This window comes from Pseudomonas tremae (assembly GCF_001401155.1).
Classification (GTDB): domain Bacteria; phylum Pseudomonadota; class Gammaproteobacteria; order Pseudomonadales; family Pseudomonadaceae; genus Aquipseudomonas; species Aquipseudomonas tremae.
Genome location: NZ_LJRO01000305.1, coordinates 143546 through 161569, shown reverse-complemented (window position 1 = coordinate 161569; position 18024 = coordinate 143546). Strand labels below are relative to the sequence as shown.

The following is an 18024-nucleotide window of genomic DNA, read 5'->3' as shown; positions in this document are numbered from 1 at the left end:
ATCCGGCTCCCGCAACCAAACATCAAGAAAGGCTACTCGAAAGAGTGGCCTTTTTTGTTTCCGCCGGAAAAACATTCCAGGCCACGGCTAACTGTCTGACAAAAAAGACTATTTACCAGACCCTTTGAAACCCTATCATCACATCTGTAACGTAATGCTTTCATTGACGACAGTTTTTGCATGCGCTGCCGATAGGCTTATTACTAGGCTGATCACGACTGAACCGTAGCTGAACAGCTTCAACCAGCTCGATTCGCTATTCGCTCGTTAGGCGTTGACGCGCTAACATCCTGAAATATTTTTTGCGTAGGGATTGGTAACTTGGCTGTATACCTCCATCCTGTCGCGCACGATCCAAGGAGTGATTGATGCGCGACAACACGTCCGATTCCAATAAAGCTGTTGATGCAGAACAACCAAGCACCCCACCGCGCCTGCATTGGCGGGAGCTGCTAAGCAAATACCGACAGCCTATAGGGCTGGCGGTGATGCTGCTGTTGTTCGGCCTGGCCCTGATTGCCTGCCGCCACATGCTGGTCGAAATGGACTGGTATGCGCTGCACGACTCACTGTTCGCGGTTCCATTGCCCGCTTTGGGCGGGGCACTGGCAGCCGCGGTGGTGGGTTACATCATTCTGATGGGCTATGAACTGTCAGCCAGCCGCTACGCCAACGTCGACCTGCCGGTCAAAACCCTGATTCTCGGCGGCTTTACATCGTTTGCCATCGGCAATGCGGTGGGTCTGTCGATGCTGTCGGGTGGCTCGGTTCGCTATCGGCTGTACTCGCGCTACGGCGTGGGTGCCATCGAGATCGCGCGCATGACGGTGTTTGCCAGCCTCTCGCTGGGCTGCGCATTGCCACCGCTGGCCGCACTGGCGACGCTGAGCAATCTTTCCGGTGCCTCACTTGCCCTCAAGTTGCCGGTCGATGTTCTCGCCGTCATCGCGACCGCGGTTCTGGCTGGCAGCCTGCTGCTGGCGCTGTTCGTCTACCGCCGCCGCCTGCCGGAGCAGGATATCCCGCACAACATTCTGGTCCGCCTGGGTCGGCGCACACTGCGCCTTCCAGACCTGAAGCTGACGCTGATCCAGCTGGTTATCACCGCGCTGGACGTCGCCGCAGCAGCGATGGTGCTTTACCTGTTGCTGCCCCACGCGCCACCGCTCGGCGCGTTCATCCTGATCTACCTGCTGGCACTCGCTGCCGGTGTGCTCAGCCACGTGCCCGGTGGCGTGGGCGTGTTCGAAGCCATTTTGCTGGCGGCCTTCGCCAACGAATTGGGTGCCGCACCGCTGGCCGCTGCATTGCTGCTGTACCGCCTCATCTATGTGGTGCTGCCGCTTCTGCTGGCCTGCCTGACCTTGCTGTTCACTGAAGCCCAGCGCCTGCTGCCGACCAGGCAAGCCATGCGCGTTGCCTCGGGGTTGGCTGCGCCAATTCTGGCACTACTGGTTTTCTTGTCGGGGGTGGTGCTGCTCTTCTCTGGTGCCACCCCTGAGATCGATACCCGGCTTGAAAACGTAGGCTTCATGATTCCGCACCGGCTGATCGACGCGTCGCACTTCGGCGCCAGCCTGGTCGGTGTCTTGTGCCTGTTGCTCGCTCAAGGCTTGCGTCGTCGGTTGTCCGCAGCCTGGATGCTGACCGTCATTCTGCTCTTGGTGGGCGCCGTGTTGTCGATGCTTAAAGGCTTCGACTGGGAAGAGGCCAGCATGCTCCTGCTGACCGCAGGCCTGCTGCTGACCTTCCGCCGCTCGTTCTATCGTCCCAGTCGTCTGCTGGAGCTGCCGTTCTCGCCGCTTTATCTGATCGCCAGTGTTTGTGTGGTCGGCGCATCGATATGGCTGCTGCTGTTCGCCTACCAGGATGTGCCTTACAGCCATCAGCTGTGGTGGCAATTTACCCTGGACGCAGACGCCCCGCGCGGCCTGCGCTCGGCACTCGGCAGTGCAGTGCTGCTGGTGGTGGTTTCGCTGACCTGGCTGCTGCGCACTGCGCGACCTGTTATCAAGCTGCCGGATGCGGCTGACCTGGACAAAGCCGCCGAGATTCTCAAGGCATCCAGTCAGCCAGACGGCGGCCTGGTGCTGACCGGCGACAAGGCCATCCTGTTTCACCCTGCTGGCAATGCGTTTCTGATGTACTCGCATCGCGGGCGCAGTCTGGTGGCGCTCTACGACCCGATCGGACCGACCCAGCAACGCGCGGAGTTGATCTGGCAGTTCCGCGACCTGTGCGACGTGCATCATGCTCGTCCGGTGTTTTATCAGGTTCGCGCAGAAAACCTGCCGTTCTACATGGACATCGGCCTGACAGCGATCAAGCTGGGTGAGGAAGCACGTGTGGACCTGCGACGTTTCGACATCGACGCCAAAGGCAAGGAAATGAAAGACCTGCGCTACACCTGGAATCGGGGTGGCCGCGATGGGCTTTCGCTGGAGATCTATGAGCCGGGTCAGGCGCCTATCGACGAGCTGAAAGTGATTTCCGATGCCTGGCTGACCGGCAAGAACGTCCGCGAAAAAGGCTTTTCGCTCGGTCGCTTCAGCCCGGAGTACCTCAAATACTTCCGCATCGCGATCATCCACTTTCAGGGCAAGCCAGTGGCCTTCTCCAACCTGCTGGAAACCACCAGCCCGGAGCTGGCCAGCCTGGACCTGATGCGTTCTCACCCGGACGCACCGAAACTGACCATGGAGTTCATGATGGTCGGTCTGATTCTGCACTACAAAGCCCAGGGTTATGCGCGCTTCAGCCTGGGGATGGTGCCTTTGTCCGGCCTGCAACCGCGACGCGGCGCGCCGATCACTCAGCGTCTTGGCTCGATGATCTTCCGCCGCGGCGAACAGCTTTACAACTTCCAGGGGCTGCGTCGCTTCAAGGACAAGTTCCAGCCCGATTGGGAACCTCGTTATATGGCCGTGCCTGCCGGACTTGATCCGCTCGTGGCACTGGCTGACACCGCCGCCCTGATTGCGGGCGGTCTGACTGGATTGGTGAAACGCTGATGATTCGACGCTCCTGGCGCCTTTTGCTCGCAGCACTGGCAATTGTTCTGTTTATCGTAGCTTCGGGGGTATGGATCTGGACCCGCCCCGCTCCACCCGCTTCGCTGGAACATCTGGACCTGGAAGGCGGCGCGCCGCTGACCAGTGTGACGCCGGCCACCAGCATCAAGACGCGCATCGCCCTGGCGGTCACCGCTGAAGACATGCTCACCGACAAGCAGTTGCTGGCGATCAGCAAGGATGCTTCGGCACGCATCATTCAGGTGGTATTGCCAAAGGATGACTGTGTCTTGCAACAGAAGACCTTTCAAGCTGCCCTGCAGAAGCTCGACGGTCCTGCGAAGGTAGTTGGCGGGATAGGCCCTGGCGCAACGCTGGCATGGCGCTGGCTGGCCGAACAGACGGACGACAAGGCACAGGCCATCTCTGTAGGCTTTGCCCTCGAGCATGCTTCGAACCCGCCTCCGGTGCTTGAAGAGGGTGAGACAGCACCGCAGATCTGTGACGTGGCATTGCCGCAAAAAGCCCCGCACGGCCACTGGCTGGCGGCCTGGAACGATGCACCGGATGATCCGAGCGCCGCTTTCGTACGCGACCAGACCAACGCCGACACCAGCATCAGCGATTACGACATTCCGCTGCCGCAGGTCCTCAATACCGAACTGCGTCACTTGCTGCTCGGTGAAAACGACAGCGGCGGCCTGGGTATCCCGGTGGTTGAAGTCCCGGCCAGCCAGCCTTCCGATACCGTGACGCTGTTCATGTCCGGTGACGGCGGCTGGCGCGACCTGGACAAGGTCGTTGCCGGCGACATGGCCAAGATGGGCTATCCAGTAGTGGGCATCGATGTATTGCGCTACTACTGGGAACACAAGACGCCAGAGCAGACCGCTACCGACCTGACCGACCTGATGAACCACTACAGGCAGAAATGGGGCACCAAGCGCTTCATCCTGGCTGGCTACTCGTTTGGCGCGGACGTGATGCCTGCGATCTACAACCGCCTCGCTACGGATGACCAGAATCGTGTCGATGCAATCATTCTGCTCGCCTTTGCACGCACCGGCAGCTTCGAGATTCACGTCGACGGCTGGCTCGGAAACGCAGGCAAGGAGGCCACCACCGGACAGGAAATGGCCAAACTGCCTGCCGCCAAGGTGTTCTGTGTCTACGGCATCGAAGAGAAGAAAGACAGCGGCTGCACCGACACCACCGCCGTCGGCGAAGCGGTTCAGTTGCCTGGCGGTCATCACTTCGACGAAGACTATCCGGCACTGGCCAAGCGCCTGATCGACGCCATCAACAAGCGTCAGGGCAAGGCTACCGCCCAGTAGGCTTCATTTATCGAAGTCTGCAGGCATAAAAAATCCCGGCACCGTGAGGTTGCCGGGATTTTTTTGTCCATGCTGACTGGCTTTACAGCAGCAGGTTACATCTCGACCTGTGTACCAAGCTCGATCACTCGGTTGAACGGCAGCTTGAAGAAGCGCAGGTTGCCGTTTGCGTTCTTGAGCATGAAAGCGAACAGCGCCTCACGCCAGCGAGCCATGCCATCCATTTTTGAAGGGATGACCGTTTCGCGACTGAGGAAATAAGTGGTACGCATCGGGCTGAAGTCCAGCTCGGCCAGATGACACAGCGCCAGCGCAGCAGGCACATCCGGCTCGTCGATAAAGCCGAAGTGCAGGATCACCCGATAGAAGCCTTCGCCATACGACTCCACTTCGAAGCGCTCGGCGGCAGGCACACGAGGCGAGTCTTCATACACCACCGTCAACAGCACGACCTGCTCATGCAACACCTGGTTATGCAGCATGTTGTGCAGCAACGCGTGAGGGACAGCGTCCGAACGTGCGGTGAGGAACACCGCAGTGCCCTGCACACGATGCGGCGGCTGGACACGAATGCTGCCGATGAAGATCGGCAAGGGCAGCCCGCCTTCGTCGATACGCTCGGCGAGCAATTGCTTGCCACGCTTCCAGGTGGTCATGAGGATAAACAGCACTGCACCGGCGAGCACCGGAAAGGCACCGCCCTGAAATATCTTCGGCACGTTGGCGGCGAAGAACAGACCGTCCACCAGCAGCAGGCAGATCAACAGCGGAACAGCCAGCAAAGGCGGCCATTTCCAGAGCATCAGCATGACCGTCGACACCAGAATCGTGGTGCAGAGCATGGTCCCTGTGACCGCCACACCATACGCAGAAGCCAGCGCGCCGGACGACTCGAAACCGATCACCAGCATGATAACGCCCGCCATCAGCGCCCAGTTCACGGCACCGATGTAAATCTGGCCCTGCGCGTCACTTGAGGTGTGCTGGATATGCATTCTGGGGATATAACCCAGTTGAATTGCCTGCAACGTCATCGAGAAAGCGCCGGAAATCACTGCCTGAGAAGCGATGATGGTGGCCATTGTCGACAGACCGATCAGCGGCAGCAACGCCCAGCCCGGCGCCAGCAGGTAGAACGGGTTGCGCACTGCTTCCGGGTTATCCAGCACCAGCGCGCCCTGACCGAAATAGTTGAGCAGCAGCGCGGGCAGCACGAGGATGAACCAGGCACGCGAGATTGGCTTGCGGCCAAAGTGACCCATGTCGGCGTACAGTGCCTCGGCCCCGGTCAGCGCCAGAACCACAGCGCCCAGAATGGCGACGCCGATCCCCGGATGAATGATGAAGAAATTCAGGCCCCACGCCGGGTTAACCGCTTTCAGCACCTCCGGCGACTGCATAATGCCGTAGACACCCAACGCGCCCAGCACCAGAAACCAGACGACCATCACCGGCCCGAACAGTACGCCGATGCGCGCTGTGCCGTGCCGCTGAATGAGGAACAGCCCCACCAGCACAACCAGCGCCATCGGCACGATCCAGTGATCCAGGCCATCGAAGGCCAGCTCCAGACCTTCCATCGCCGAAAGGACCGAGACTGCCGGGGTGATCATGCTGTCACCGTAGAACAGTGCCGCACCGAACAATCCGAATACCACCATCATCATCTGCAGCCTGGGGTGCTTGGCCGAAGCCCGCCGCGCCAGGGCCATCAGCGCCATGATGCCGCCCTCGCCCTGGTTATCGGCACGCAGGACAAACGCCATGTACTTGAAGGACACCACCCAGATAAGCGACCAGAAAATCAGCGACAGCACGCCGAGAATCGCGTCGTGGCTGACTTCCACACCGTAGCCCCCCTGAAACACCTCTTTCAGCGTGTACAGCGGACTGGTGCCGATATCCCCGTAAACCACGCCGACAGCGGCGATCAACAACCCGATCGGTTTCGCCGTGCCTCCGGCCTCCGCATGACTGTTTGCTTGACTCATCCACTACTCCAGATAACCAGACATGAGGTTCAACAGACTGAGAACATCACAACACGTAACAATTAAGATTCAGCCAGACATTGACACGTCTGGCCACGATGGCGCGAAGCATAACGCAGCACTCGTCTTAATTCTCTTTCTAACGCTGGTCATCCCGCCCGCCCACCGCTAGAATTGCGCACTTTTTGATCAGAGGCGCCCCAAGCGCCCAGTCGGTGCCCGCGCTTTGCGTTCGGGCGCCCTTCACGCCGAGGTTTGCCATGTCCACCGTTACCACGCCGTCCGCCCCCAAGGTTGGATTCGTTTCTCTGGGTTGCCCCAAGGCGCTCGTTGATTCGGAACGCATCCTGACTCAACTGCGCATGGAAGGTTACGAAGTCGTTGCGACCTACGAGGACGCCGACGTGGTCGTGGTCAATACCTGCGGCTTCATCGACACGGCCAAGGCCGAGTCGCTGGAAGTGATCGGCGAAGCCATCAAGGAAAACGGCAAAGTCATCGTCACCGGCTGCATGGGCGTCGATGCGAGTGTCATTCGCAGCGTGCACCCGAGTGTGCTGTCGGTCACCGGCCCGCAGCAATACGAGCAAGTGGTCAATGCCGTGCACGACGTCGTGCCGCCGCGCCAGGATCACAACCCTCTTATCGATCTGGTGCCCCCACAAGGCGTCAAACTGACCCCGCGCCATTACGCCTACCTGAAGATCTCCGAAGGCTGTAACCACAGCTGCAGCTTCTGCATCATCCCGTCGATGCGCGGCAAGCTGGTCAGCCGTCCGGTGGGCGATGTGCTGGACGAAGCCAAGCGTCTGGTCAAATCCGGCGTGAAGGAGCTGCTGGTGATCTCTCAGGACACCAGCGCGTATGGCGTCGATGTCAAATACCGCACCGGTTTCTGGGACGGCCAGCCGATCAAAACGCGCATGACCGAGCTGTGTCAGGCGCTGGGTTCGATGGGCGTCTGGGTTCGCCTGCATTACGTCTACCCGTATCCGCACGTCGATGAGCTGATTCCGCTGATGGCGGCAGGCAAGATCCTGCCGTACCTGGACATCCCGTTCCAGCATGCCAGCCCGAAAATCCTCAAGCTCATGAAGCGTCCGGCCTTTGAAGACAAGACCCTGGCGCGCATCAAGAACTGGCGCGAACAGTGTCCCGATCTGATCATCCGCTCGACCTTCATCGTCGGCTTCCCCGGTGAAACCGAAGAGGATTTCCAGTACCTGCTTGACTGGCTGACCGAAGCCCAACTGGACCGCGTCGGTTGCTTCCAGTATTCACCGGTCGAAGGTGCTCCTGCCAATCTGCTGGATGCGGCCATCGTGCCGGATGACATCAAGCAGGATCGCTGGGATCGTTTCATGGCCCATCAACAGGCAATCAGCGCCGCTCGCCTGCAAATGAAGATCGGCAAGGAAATCGAAGTGCTGATTGACGAGGTCGATGATCGTGGTGCCGTCGGCCGTTGCTTCTTCGATGCTCCGGAAATCGACGGCAACGTATTCATCGGCCTGGAAGACGGCAGCAACGTCCAGCTTGGCGACAAGATCATGTGCCGCGTGACCGACGCCGACGAATACGACCTGTGGGCCGAAATGCTCTGACACCGGTCAAAGCGCCATCAAAAGCCCTGCCCTTAAAATGGCAGGGCTTTTTTGTCTGTTGGTGTTGTCTATGGACGACAGGCCGAGCGGAGGATGGCGTGATGCAGCTATGTGCACCTGATGTGAAGGATTATCCGGAAATGATAGAGGTGTGGGAGCGCTCGGTGCGCGCCACCCACGACTTCATGCCGGACGCGTATGTCGTCCGGCTCAAGGGCTTGCTCACTCAGTACCTGGACAGCGTGACGCTGTTCTGTATGCGTAACGACAAGCACGCCATCACCGGCTTCGCGGGCGTGAACCGGGGGCGGCTGGACATGCTTTTCATTGCCCCCGAATACCGCAATCAGGGTATTGGCACGCAACTGCTGCAACATGCCGTCAACCATTTCGGCATCACTGAGCTGGACGTGAACGAGCAGAATCCCAAGGCGTTCGGCTTCTATTGCAAACAGGGATTCGAGGTCGTCAGCCGCTCGGAAGTCGATGGCCTAGGCCAGCCGTACCCCATGCTCAGGATGCGCCTGAACAGACGCAATTGATGTGGATTGCCAGGCAAATGCAATGTTGCCGCGATTAACCGGCCTTTGGCGGTTACAATGGCGCCTTTCTACTTATCAAACGGCTTTTTTGTCATGACAGACCCCATTCGCCTTTCCAAACGCCTTATCGAGCTGGTCGGTTGCTCCCGCCGGGAGGCCGAACTGTTCATCGAAGGGGGCTGGGTCACTGTGGATGGCGTGGTTATCGAAGAGCCACACTTCAAGGTCAGCACGCAGAAAATCGAACTGAGCCCGGACGCGAAGGCCGACTCTCCGGAACCGGTAACGATCATCCTGCACAAGCCCGCCTCGGCAAGCGCCGAAAGCGCCTTGCAGATGATCACGCCAGGCACGCTTTCCGAAGAGCACAGCTACAGCAAGCGCCCGCTCAAAGGCCACTTCATGCGCCTGGAAGCCATTTCGAGTCTGCAAGCCAATGCCAGCGGCCTGATGGTGTTCAGTCAGGACTGGAAAATCCTGCGCAAACTCACCGATGACCGTAGCAAGATCGAACAGGAATACGTGGTGGAAATCTCGGGCGAGATGGTTGCCCACGGCCTCAATCGCCTGAACCACGGCCTGACCTACAAGGGCAAGGAGCTGCCGGCCGTAAAGGCCAGCTGGCAGAACGAGAACCGTCTGCGCTTTGCCATGAAAAACCCGCAGCCCGGCATCATCGCGCAACTGTGCGAAGCCGTTGGCCTGAAAATCGTTGCCATTCGCCGCATCCGCATCGGCGGCGTGTCTATGGGCAAGCTGCCCGAAGGCCAGTGGCGTTACATGACGACCAAGGAAAAGTTTTAATTCCTTCCGACATCCCCCTATTACAGCGCGCGTGATCACTGTCATGCGCCGCCGACTTACCAGGAAACACGCCCCATGATGAACAACGACGTACTGCGCAGCGTGCGCTACATGCTCGATATCAGCGACAGCAAAATTGTCGAGATCATCGGCCTTACCGGTTTTGAAGTGTCGAAAAGCGACGTCATCGCTTTCATGAAGAAAGAGGAAGAAGAAGGCTATCTGGATTGCAGCGATGAAATCATGGCGCACTTCCTGGACGGGCTGGTCTACTTCAAGCGTGGCAAGGACGAAAGCCGCCCTGCACAGCCGATCGATCTGCCGATCACCAACAATATTGTTCTGAAAAAACTGCGCGTAGCCTTCGAACTGAAAGAAGACGACATGCATGCAATCCTCAAGTCCGCAGAGTTTCCAGTGTCCAAACCTGAGCTGAGCGCGCTGTTCCGCAAGGTCGGCCACACCAACTACCGCGCGTGCGGCGATCAACTGCTGCGCAACTTCCTCAAGGGTCTGACCCTGCGTGTCCGCTGCTGAAGCGGCTGACACCATGAGCTACAACGTCTCCCCTGTGGGCTTCGTGCGCTCCTGCTTCAAGGAGAAGTTCGCCATCCCGCGCCAGCCACAGCTGGCGCCGGCAGCGCGAGGCGTGCTGGAACTGATCGCACCTTTCGATCAGGGCGAGGCTGTTCAGGGGCTGGAACAGGTCAGCCATGTCTGGTTGCTGTTTCTATTCCACCTGGCACTGGAAGACAAGCCACGCCTGAAAGTGCGCCCGCCCCGTCTCGGGGGCAATCAGTCGATGGGCGTATTTGCGACACGCGCCACGCATCGCCCGAACGGTATAGGGCAATCGGTGGTCAAGCTGGACAAGGTCGAACCCGGCCGGCTCTGGTTGTCGGGCATCGACCTGCTGGATGGTACGCCAGTACTGGACATCAAGCCTTATGTGCCCTATGCCGATGTCATCGCCGACGCAACCAACCACATGGCCAGTGCCGCGCCAGCCTTGATCCCGGTGCAGTGGCAGGACGCCGCGCTGATGCAAGCCCGAACACACGCTCTACGCCTCAACGAGCCCTTAGTCGAGCTGATCGAACAATGCCTGGCTCAAGACCCGCGACCGGCTTACCAGCTACCCACGCCAGAGCGCCGCTATGGCGCGCAGTTCTGGGACCTGGACGTACGCTGGCATTACCCGCAGACCGGCGTCATCTGCGTCATTGAAGTAGTGCCGGCAACATTTCCCACGCAATAAAAAACCCGCCTGATCCGATCAAGGACAAGGCGGGTCTTGTGAGAGCGGTCTACTTCTCGACGAATGCACGCTCGATCAGATAGTCACCAGGCTCACGCATACGCGGAGAAACGGTCAGACCGAAGCTGTTCAGCACTTCGCTGGTTTCGTCGAGCATGCTCGGGCTGCCGCACAACATCGCGCGGTCGTCCTGAGGGTTGATCGGTGGCAGACCGATATCGCTGAACAGCTTGCCACTGCGCATCAGGTCAGTAAGACGGCCTTCATTCTCGAACGGCTCGCGGGTGACCGTCGGGTAGTAGATCAGCTTGTCGCGCAGCGCTTCGCCAAAGAATTCGTTCTGCGGCAGATGCTCGGTGATGAACTCGCGATAGGCGACCTCGTTCACGTAGCGCACGCCGTGGCAGAGGATGACCTTCTCGAAACGCTCATAGGTCTCAGGGTCCTGAATGACGCTCATGAACGGTGCCAGACCGGTGCCCGTGCTCAACAGGTAAAGGTGCTTGCCCGGCTTCAGGTCATCCAGCACCAGCGTGCCCGTAGGCTTTTTGCTGATGATGATTTCATCGCCTTCCTTCAGGTGCTGCAACTGGGAGGTAAGCGGGCCGTCCGGCACCTTGATGCTGAAGAATTCCAGATGCTCTTCCCAGTTGGGGCTGGCAATGGAGTAGGCACGCATGAGCGGACGACCATTGGACTGCTGCAGACCGATCATGACGAATTGACCGTTCTCGAAACGCAAGCCAGGGTCGCGGGTGCACTTGAAACTGAAGAGGGTGTCGTTCCAATGGTGGACGCTGAGGACACGCTCGTGGTTCATGTTGCTCATGTACGTGAGGACTCCTGAAAAAATAGTGCGCGCAGAAGCACTGCGCTATTGCGCGACATTCTAGTGGCAGACAGAATATCTGTTAAATGGATTATCAAGATATAGGTTATCGGTTATATAGATATGCGATTTACTCTACGTCAGCTTCAGGTTTTCGTCGCCGTGGCCCGGCAGGAAAGCGTATCCAAGGCAGCTGTGCTGCTTTCGCTTTCACAGTCGGCTGCCAGCACATCCATCACCGAACTGGAGCGCCAGTCCAGCTGCCAGCTGTTTGACCGCGCCGGCAAGCGGCTCAGCCTCAATGCCACGGGCAGACAGCTGCTGCCGCAGGCGGTTGCGCTGCTGGACCAGGCCAAGGAAATCGAGGACCTGCTCAATGGCAAATCAGGTTTCGGCTCGCTGGCGGTCGGTGCCACCCTGACCATCGGCAATTATCTGGCAACCCTGCTGATCGGCGGTTATATGCAGCGCCATCCGGAAAGTCAGGTCAAGCTGCACGTCCAGAACACCGCGCACATCGTGCAACAGGTTGCCCATTACGAGATCGACCTGGGGCTGATCGAAGGAGATTGCAGCCATCCGGACATCGAGGTGCAATCCTGGGTCGAAGACGAACTGGTCGTGTTCTGCGCGCCTCAGCACCCGCTGGCAAAGCGTGCGCATGTAACGCTTGAAGAGCTCACCCATGAAGCCTGGATTCTCCGCGAACAGGGCTCAGGCACACGACTGACGTTCGATCAGGCCCTGCGCCATCATCGCAACAGCCTGAATGTCCGGCTCGAACTGGAACACACCGAAGCGATCAAACGGGCGGTCGAGTCAGGGCTGGGCATTGGTTGTATTTCCAGGCTTGCGCTGCGGGATGCATTTCGTCGCGGCAATCTGGTGGAGCTGGCCACACCGGAGCTGGACCTGTCACGCCAGTTTTATTTCATCTGGCACAAGCAGAAGTATCAGACTTCCGCCATGCGTGAATTTCTCGAACTGTGCCGCGCGTTCACTGCCGGCGTGCAGCGCAGCGACGAGATCGTGTTGCCAAGCCTCTACTGAGCAGACTCAGCCCAGCAAAACGATGCCCCAAACCAGCGCAATCATGCTCAGGGCGATGAATTGGGCGGCACTGCCCATGTCCTTGGCATTCTTCGACAACGGATGCAGGTCCAGCGAAATACGGTCGATGGCCGCCTCGACAGCAGAATTGAGCAGCTCCACGATCAACGCCAACAGGCACACAGCAACCAGCAAGGCGTGCTCGCCCTTGCTGACGTGCAGAAAAAACGACAGCGGGACCAGAACCACATTCAGCAGCACCAACTGACGAAAAGCGGCTTCGCCTTTGAAGGCAGCGGTCATGCCATCGATGGAATAACCTGCAGCATTGAGAATACGTTTAAGGCCGGTTTGGCCTTTGAAGGGCGACATAGAGGGCTGCCGTGCAAAAAAAGATGAGGAAAACTAAGGCAATAAAGGTCAAAAAAGCGTGAATACGAGCTACATGGCCTACCTTCAGCTGGAAGAGATGGATTCAAGCTGCTGCAACAGCAATGCCGCCTGAGTGCGCGTACGCACGCCAAGCTTGCGAAAAATCGCCGTGACATGGGCTTTGATAGTCGCCTCGGACACGCTCAGCTCGGAGGCGATCTGCTTGTTCAGCAAGCCTTCGCACACCATGGTCAGCACGCGGAACTGCTGAGGCGTCAGGCTGGCAAGCCCTGCGCTCGCCGCTTTTGCTTCATCCGAGACACTGATGACTTCATTGACCTGCGGCGGCCACCAGACTTCGCCATCCAGTACGGTCCGGACTGCCTGCTGGATAACTTCCAGCGAACTGGATTTGGGGATAAACCCGCTGGCCCCAAACTCTCTGGAGCGCACCACAATCGACGCCTCTTCCTGAGCAGAGACCATCACCACCGGTATTTGCGGGTACTGGCCACGTAGCAGGACCAGCCCGGAGAACCCATAGGCGCCCGGCATGTTCAGGTCCAGCAGAACCAGATCCCAGTCGCCCTTCTCGTCCAGACGAGATTCAAGCTGTGCAATGCTCTCTGCCTCGACCAGCCGTGCCTCAGGCCCCAGGCCAATGGTCAGCGCCTGACGCAGCGCACTGCGAAACAGGGGGTGATCATCAGCGATCAGGATGTCGTAGGTCATGTAATGATCCTGTTTTTATAGTGAGTGGCCGACAAAAGCGGCCGCTCAAAGGCTGGCGGCAAGTGCCGCGGCAGACCCGATGAATCGGCTTCCAGGCGGCGCCAAGCATGCCCAGCAACACCATGACGGTCAAGCGCGAAGCGCCGTCGACTGCGCACAAAGATGGCAATCGGCCCAACACGTGCCACCTGATACTGCAGAGCAGCATGACACCCTTCAAATGAAGGGCTTCAAATGAGTGTGAGCGGCGTCATCCGGATCTATCGGACGCTGAAACTTGGCGCCTAAATAGTGCGCGCTGAATACATCCAGATAAGCGTCAAGCACGCCACTGGCGCTCACGTCCTCGGCCAGTTCCAGGCACAGAGCCGCCACTTCCGCGGTGCAGAAGTGATCGTCACGTCTTGACCGACGCAGGCGATAACGCGAGATTTGCTCGGGCACGAGGCTCAGTACCGGAAACCTTTCAAGATAAGGGCTTTTGCGAAACATCTTGCGTGCTTCGGTCCAGGTGGCATCCAGCAAAATGAACAGTGGGCGCTTGCCCTCCTCCGGCGAGACATGCGTGACCACACGCTCGTTAGCGACAAACTCGCCGGGAAAGACGATATACGGCTGCCATTGTGGGTCATCCAGCAAGGCCAGCAACTGCTCATCAATCTCGACACGCGACCAGCCGAAGGCATAGGTGTCTTCGATGACATCGGCAATCAGCCAGCCAGTGTTGGTCGGTTTCATAGGCTCGGTGTCATACATCAGCAAACACATGCCCGATCGGGCGGCCACCGTTGGCCGCCATTCACACAGGCAATAGCTGGAAATGACCCGGCAGGCTGGACAACGCGGCGCACGCGATCCACGGGCAATAAACGGTTTGGTGCTGCGTGCCAGACGCTCGTCACGCAGACGCGAAACGGCATGGCTCATCGCTGGGCACGCCAGCGGGGGGAATACATCGACACCACAGAGACTCGGCAGGGATAAAGTGCGCGCAGTTTATCAGAGCGACAGCGCTTGAACCCGCTTTCGGCCTAGGCCGCTGGATTAGTCCTGCTCTATACTGCTGCGCCACGGCTCCGCCGCTCGCTTGGCGGGCTGACCGGAACGCACTTTGAAGTCGCTGGTCCAACAGCCAGCCACTTAATCAGGAGAGTTAAATGCTGCGCCTTATCGCACCTACCCTTACGCTTTTGCTCGTTGCTCCGCTGTGCGCTCAAGCGGCGTCGAAACAGGAGTTCGAACTCAGCAAGATGCTGGAAAAAGTCGCTAAGGAAAGCAGTGTCGGCACGCCGAGAGCGATCAACGAGGATATTCTGGATCAGGGCTACACCGTCACCGGCAATCAGTTGATCAACCACTTGAGTGTCCGCGAAGGCCAGGCAAGTCAGATGCGTGCCAACCCGGACGTGATGCGCAACCAGCTGGGCAACAGCGTATGCCACAACAACGGCTTTCGTCAGTTGATGACCAAAGGCGCTGTACTCAAGTATCAGTTCACCGAGTACAAAACCAATCGCCCGGTTGCGACCCAGACTTTCCAGGCCTCGGACTGCGCAGCCAAGCCCAAGCAGTAAACAGTCCTTTCACGCGATAACCTCACTTCTGCCACGCGCGCCTGCCACATGAGGCGCGCCAGTTCGGCAACGCCAAGACATCCTGCAACTAATCCGCTCTGACTCAAACAGGGAATGGGTAGCCTTTCTCCGAAAACCGGGACATCATCGATTCAACACGCCCTGAGGGGCCATTGACTCTGCAGGAGGAAAAATCCCGAATGCCGTATGTACCTGATGATCTTCTATCCCGACATTTTCAAAGCAACGGTCTCGACCTGACCGCCAAGATCGAAGCACATATCAATGAAGTGGCACCCGGTACGCAAAATCTGCCGCTGTATCGCGACATGATGCTTACCGTGTTGCGCATGGCTCAAGACGACCGCAACCGCTGGGACGTCAAGATAACCCTGCAGACCCTGCGTGAACTGGATAAAGCCTTTCGTGTGCTGGAGCGCTTCAAGGAGCGTCGTAAGGTCACAGTCTTCGGCTCCGCTCGTACGCCCATAGAGCACCCGCTATATGCACAGGCCCGAGATCTGGGCGAGAAACTCGCACAATCGGACATGATGGTCATCACCGGCGCAGGTGGCGGCATCATGGCGGCCGCTCACGCAGGTGCGGGCCTGAAACACAGCCTGGGTTTCAACATCACCCTGCCTTTCGAGCAACACGCGAACCCGACCGTCGATGGCACCGACAACTTGCTGCCTTTCCACTTTTTCTTCACCCGCAAGCTGTTTTTCGTCAAGGAAGCTGATGCACTGGTGCTGTGCCCAGGCGGGTTTGGAACGCTGGATGAGGCACTGGAAGTATTGACACTGATACAGACTGGTAAAAGTCCGCTGGTGCCGGTCGTGCTGCTGGACACTCCAGGCGGAAGCTTCTGGCAAGGTGCGCTGGATTTCATCAAGAATCAGCTACAGGACAACCACTACATCCTGCCAGCCGACATGAAGTTGATGCGACTGGTCTACAGCCCCGGCGAAGCAGTGGAAGAGATCAACCAGTTTTACAGCAACTTCCACTCCAGCCGCTGGCTGAAGAACAAGTTTGTGATCCGTATGCATCACGCACTCAGTGAGCAAGCGTTGGAACATATGCAGGAGGCTTTCGTCGACCTGTGCATCAATGAAAACTTCCATCAGCACAGTTATCAGGGCGAGGAACATGATGAAGCGCAATTCAGCCATCTGACGCGGCTTGCATTTACCTTTACAGGGCGCAACCAAGGCAGGCTTCGGGAATTGGTGGACTACATCAACTTGCAGGAAAACTGGGCTGATGCTTCAGCGACAGGCAGGACTGCGTAAATCAGGCGCCACACACAACGCTCTGATTGATCAATCATCACCACCACGGCCGCTTAGCAAGCGGCCGATCATGTCCAGTGGGTATCCTCGATAACTCAAAAACCTCCCTTGCCTGGCGCGTTCTCGAGCATCAACGGGTAATGCACCGGCAAATTTGCGCTGCCAGACATCCTGAAGCTTTTCTTGCCAGTCCACCCCGCATTCCTTGAGCGCCTGCTCGATATCAGCGCGTTGCAAACCACGCTGATTCAGCTCTTCTCGAATACGAACAGGGCCATAGCCCGAGCGCGCCCGGTAAGAGACAAAGCTTTCAAGGTAACGAGATTCAGAGAGCAGACCTTCTTCGACCAGCCGGTCGAGGGCGGCTTCGATGAGCTCCGGAGGAGCGCCGCGCTGACGCAATTTGCGCGTCAGCTCGACTCGACCGTGCTCGCGTCGCGCGAGCAGGTCCATTGCAGTGCGCCGTATGGCGACAGGCGTATCAAGCACAGCGGCCATGGGTATCAGATATCGGCGTCTGCTTCGGCCACGTCAGCGGCAACTACCGCTTCACGGGAACCTACTGCCTTGGTATCTACGCCTGGGGTGAGCAGCTTATCGCGAATCTGCTTCTCAAGCGCTTTGCAGATTTCCGGGTTATCTGCCAGGAACTTGGCCGAGTTGGCTTTACCCTGGCCGATCTTACTGCCTTGGTAGCTGTACCAGGCACCGGACTTCTCGACAAAACCGTGCAGGACAGCCAAGTCAACGATCTCACCGTTCAGGTAGATACCCTTGCCGTAGAGAATCTGGAACTCGGCCTGACGGAAAGGCGGTGCAACCTTGTTTTTAACTACTTTGACGCGGGTCTCACTGCCCACAACCTCGTCGCCTTCTTTCACCGCACCTGTGCGGCGGATGTCCAGACGTACCGAAGCGTAAAATTTCAGAGCGTTACCACCGGTGGTGGTTTCCGGGCTACCAAACATAACGCCGATCTTCATGCGGATCTGGTTGATGAAGATCACCAGGCAGTTAGCATTCTTGATGTTGCCGGTGATTTTGCGAAGAGCCTGCGACATCAGACGCGCCTGCAGACCTACGTGCATGTCACCCATCTCGCCTTCGATCTCGGCCTTGGGCACCAGCGCAGCCACGGAGTCGACGACAATTACGTCAATGGCGTTGGAACGCACCAGCATGTCGGTGATTTCCAGCGCCTGCTCGCCGGTGTCCGGCTGCGAAACCAGCAGGTCGTCGACATTGACGCCCAGCTTGCCTGCGTATTCAGGGTCCAGAGCGTGTTCGGCATCGACGAACGCACAGGTAGCACCCATTTTCTGGGCTTGCGCGATGACCGACAGCGTCAGCGTGGTTTTACCGGAAGATTCCGGACCGTAGATCTCGACGATCCGGCCTTTTGGCAATCCGCCGATACCGAGTGCGATATCCAGACCCAGAGAACCAGTGGAGATGGCGGGGATCGCTTGGCGGTCATGGTCGCCCATGCGCATCACGGCACCTTTACCGAACTGACGCTCGATCTGACCCAAGGCCGCAGCCAAGGCTTTCTTCTTGTTGTCGTCCATTGAAGTCCTCACGTAATCAAATTCAATTAGGGCCTTGACGGCCACAACACCTGTATAAGT

At 58.4% G+C, this 18024-nt stretch carries 17 protein-coding genes; 10 read left to right on the top strand and 7 right to left on the bottom strand.

Annotated elements, in window-relative coordinates:
- Nucleotides 1–368: 368 nt before the first annotated feature.
- Nucleotides 369–3011 carry a bifunctional lysylphosphatidylglycerol flippase/synthetase MprF gene (mprF, locus tag ALO43_RS17645; protein WP_053932058.1) on the top strand — a complete coding sequence of 881 codons (2643 nt, stop codon included), beginning with the start codon at nucleotides 369–371 and terminating at the stop codon, nucleotides 3009–3011.
- Nucleotides 3011–4345 (top strand): virulence factor family protein, encoded by a 1335-nt coding sequence (locus tag ALO43_RS17640; protein WP_024670219.1) that lies wholly within the window; start codon nucleotides 3011–3013, stop codon nucleotides 4343–4345. Before mprF ends, ALO43_RS17640 begins: the two co-directional genes overlap by 1 nt.
- A 95-nt stretch (nucleotides 4346–4440) precedes the next feature.
- Here ALO43_RS17640 and ALO43_RS17635 read toward each other — a convergent pair whose 3' ends face one another.
- A complete protein-coding gene (locus ALO43_RS17635; RefSeq protein WP_024670218.1) occupies nucleotides 4441–6336 on the bottom strand; it encodes a potassium transporter Kup in 1896 nt (631 codons plus the stop codon).
- A 260-nt stretch (nucleotides 6337–6596) separates the two neighbouring features.
- Between ALO43_RS17635 and rimO the strand changes: the two genes are divergently transcribed.
- The 5 genes from rimO to tsaA all read left to right on the top strand — a co-directional run bounded on the left by rimO (nucleotide 6597) and on the right by tsaA (nucleotide 10544).
- Nucleotides 6597–7940: a 30S ribosomal protein S12 methylthiotransferase RimO gene (rimO, locus tag ALO43_RS17630; protein ID WP_054997867.1), complete on the top strand. Its 1344-nt coding sequence runs from the start codon at nucleotides 6597–6599 to the stop codon at nucleotides 7938–7940.
- 101 nt (nucleotides 7941–8041) lie between these two features.
- On the top strand, nucleotides 8042–8482 hold the full coding sequence (locus ALO43_RS17625) for a GNAT family N-acetyltransferase (protein ID WP_005891941.1): 441 nt from the start codon (nucleotides 8042–8044) through the stop codon (nucleotides 8480–8482).
- A 93-nt stretch (nucleotides 8483–8575) separates the two neighbouring features.
- A complete protein-coding gene (locus tag ALO43_RS17620; RefSeq protein WP_005891938.1) occupies nucleotides 8576–9286 on the top strand; it encodes an rRNA pseudouridine synthase in 711 nt (236 codons plus the stop codon).
- A gap of 75 nt (nucleotides 9287–9361) precedes the next feature.
- The gene (locus ALO43_RS17615) at nucleotides 9362–9823 is read left to right on the top strand and encodes a YehS family protein (protein ID WP_054997866.1); all 462 of its coding nucleotides are present in this window, start codon (nucleotides 9362–9364) and stop codon (nucleotides 9821–9823) included.
- Nucleotides 9824–9836: 13 nt separating this feature from the next.
- Complete coding sequence (tsaA, locus tag ALO43_RS17610) at nucleotides 9837–10544, top strand: tRNA (N6-threonylcarbamoyladenosine(37)-N6)-methyltransferase TrmO (protein ID WP_024670217.1); 708 nt, start codon at nucleotides 9837–9839, stop codon at nucleotides 10542–10544.
- Between the two features lie 49 nt (nucleotides 10545–10593).
- Here the strand turns inward: tsaA and fpr are convergent, their stop codons facing one another.
- Entirely contained in the window at nucleotides 10594–11373 is a 780-nt protein-coding gene (gene fpr, locus ALO43_RS17605) for a ferredoxin-NADP reductase (protein WP_054997865.1), read from the bottom strand.
- A gap of 123 nt (nucleotides 11374–11496) precedes the next feature.
- On the opposite strand from fpr, the gene ALO43_RS17600 reads away from it, so the two are divergent.
- Nucleotides 11497–12423 (top strand): LysR family transcriptional regulator, encoded by a 927-nt coding sequence (locus ALO43_RS17600; protein WP_024691309.1) that lies wholly within the window; start codon nucleotides 11497–11499, stop codon nucleotides 12421–12423.
- A 6-nt stretch (nucleotides 12424–12429) separates the two neighbouring features.
- On the opposite strand, the gene ALO43_RS17595 is transcribed toward ALO43_RS17600, so the two are convergent.
- The 3 genes from ALO43_RS17595 to ALO43_RS17585 all read right to left on the bottom strand — a co-directional run bounded on the left by ALO43_RS17595 (nucleotide 12430) and on the right by ALO43_RS17585 (nucleotide 14454).
- Nucleotides 12430–12795 carry a diacylglycerol kinase gene (locus tag ALO43_RS17595; protein ID WP_005891927.1) on the bottom strand — a complete coding sequence of 122 codons (366 nt, stop codon included), beginning with the start codon at nucleotides 12793–12795 and terminating at the stop codon, nucleotides 12430–12432.
- Between the two features lie 84 nt (nucleotides 12796–12879).
- Nucleotides 12880–13527 carry a response regulator transcription factor ErdR gene (erdR, locus tag ALO43_RS17590; protein WP_024671764.1) on the bottom strand — a complete coding sequence of 216 codons (648 nt, stop codon included), beginning with the start codon at nucleotides 13525–13527 and terminating at the stop codon, nucleotides 12880–12882.
- Nucleotides 13528–13743: 216 nt separating this feature from the next.
- Nucleotides 13744–14454: a tRNA-uridine aminocarboxypropyltransferase gene (locus ALO43_RS17585; protein WP_054997864.1), complete on the bottom strand. Its 711-nt coding sequence runs from the start codon at nucleotides 14452–14454 to the stop codon at nucleotides 13744–13746.
- Between the two features lie 230 nt (nucleotides 14455–14684).
- On the opposite strand from ALO43_RS17585, the gene ALO43_RS17580 reads away from it, so the two are divergent.
- The gene (locus ALO43_RS17580) at nucleotides 14685–15101 is read left to right on the top strand and encodes a quorum-sensing-regulated virulence factor family protein (protein WP_024691310.1); all 417 of its coding nucleotides are present in this window, start codon (nucleotides 14685–14687) and stop codon (nucleotides 15099–15101) included.
- A 200-nt stretch (nucleotides 15102–15301) separates the two neighbouring features.
- Nucleotides 15302–16396 (top strand): LOG family protein, encoded by a 1095-nt coding sequence (locus ALO43_RS17575; RefSeq protein WP_054997863.1) that lies wholly within the window; start codon nucleotides 15302–15304, stop codon nucleotides 16394–16396.
- 30 nt (nucleotides 16397–16426) lie between these two features.
- Here the strand turns inward: ALO43_RS17575 and recX are convergent, their stop codons facing one another.
- On the bottom strand, nucleotides 16427–16894 hold the full coding sequence (recX, locus tag ALO43_RS17570; protein ID WP_024671766.1) for a recombination regulator RecX: 468 nt from the start codon (nucleotides 16892–16894) through the stop codon (nucleotides 16427–16429).
- A 5-nt stretch (nucleotides 16895–16899) separates the two neighbouring features.
- Nucleotides 16900–17964, bottom strand: a complete 1065-nt coding sequence (recA, locus tag ALO43_RS17565; RefSeq protein WP_005891902.1) for a recombinase RecA — start codon at nucleotides 17962–17964, stop codon at nucleotides 16900–16902.
- Nucleotides 17965–18024: the final 60 nt, after the last annotated feature.

Coding starts and splice junctions, on each gene's coding strand:
- mprF (WP_053932058.1), top strand. CDS start 369: ATGCGCGACAACACGTCCGATTCCAATAAAGCTGTTGATGCAGAACAA.
- ALO43_RS17580 (WP_024691310.1), top strand. CDS start 14,685: ATGCTGCGCCTTATCGCACCTACCCTTACGCTTTTGCTCGTTGCTCCG.
- fpr (WP_054997865.1), bottom strand. CDS start 11,373: ATGAGCAACATGAACCACGAGCGTGTCCTCAGCGTCCACCATTGGAAC.
- ALO43_RS17585 (WP_054997864.1), bottom strand. CDS start 14,454: ATGAGCCATGCCGTTTCGCGTCTGCGTGACGAGCGTCTGGCACGCAGC.
- ALO43_RS17635 (WP_024670218.1), bottom strand. CDS start 6,336: ATGAGTCAAGCAAACAGTCATGCGGAGGCCGGAGGCACGGCGAAACCG.
- ALO43_RS17575 (WP_054997863.1), top strand. CDS start 15,302: ATGCCGTATGTACCTGATGATCTTCTATCCCGACATTTTCAAAGCAAC.
- rimO (WP_054997867.1), top strand. CDS start 6,597: ATGTCCACCGTTACCACGCCGTCCGCCCCCAAGGTTGGATTCGTTTCT.
- ALO43_RS17640 (WP_024670219.1), top strand. CDS start 3,011: ATGATTCGACGCTCCTGGCGCCTTTTGCTCGCAGCACTGGCAATTGTT.
- ALO43_RS17620 (WP_005891938.1), top strand. CDS start 8,576: ATGACAGACCCCATTCGCCTTTCCAAACGCCTTATCGAGCTGGTCGGT.
- ALO43_RS17615 (WP_054997866.1), top strand. CDS start 9,362: ATGATGAACAACGACGTACTGCGCAGCGTGCGCTACATGCTCGATATC.
- ALO43_RS17595 (WP_005891927.1), bottom strand. CDS start 12,795: ATGTCGCCCTTCAAAGGCCAAACCGGCCTTAAACGTATTCTCAATGCT.
- recA (WP_005891902.1), bottom strand. CDS start 17,964: ATGGACGACAACAAGAAGAAAGCCTTGGCTGCGGCCTTGGGTCAGATC.
- tsaA (WP_024670217.1), top strand. CDS start 9,837: ATGAGCTACAACGTCTCCCCTGTGGGCTTCGTGCGCTCCTGCTTCAAG.
- recX (WP_024671766.1), bottom strand. CDS start 16,894: ATGGCCGCTGTGCTTGATACGCCTGTCGCCATACGGCGCACTGCAATG.
- erdR (WP_024671764.1), bottom strand. CDS start 13,527: ATGACCTACGACATCCTGATCGCTGATGATCACCCCCTGTTTCGCAGT.
- ALO43_RS17600 (WP_024691309.1), top strand. CDS start 11,497: ATGCGATTTACTCTACGTCAGCTTCAGGTTTTCGTCGCCGTGGCCCGG.
- ALO43_RS17625 (WP_005891941.1), top strand. CDS start 8,042: ATGCAGCTATGTGCACCTGATGTGAAGGATTATCCGGAAATGATAGAG.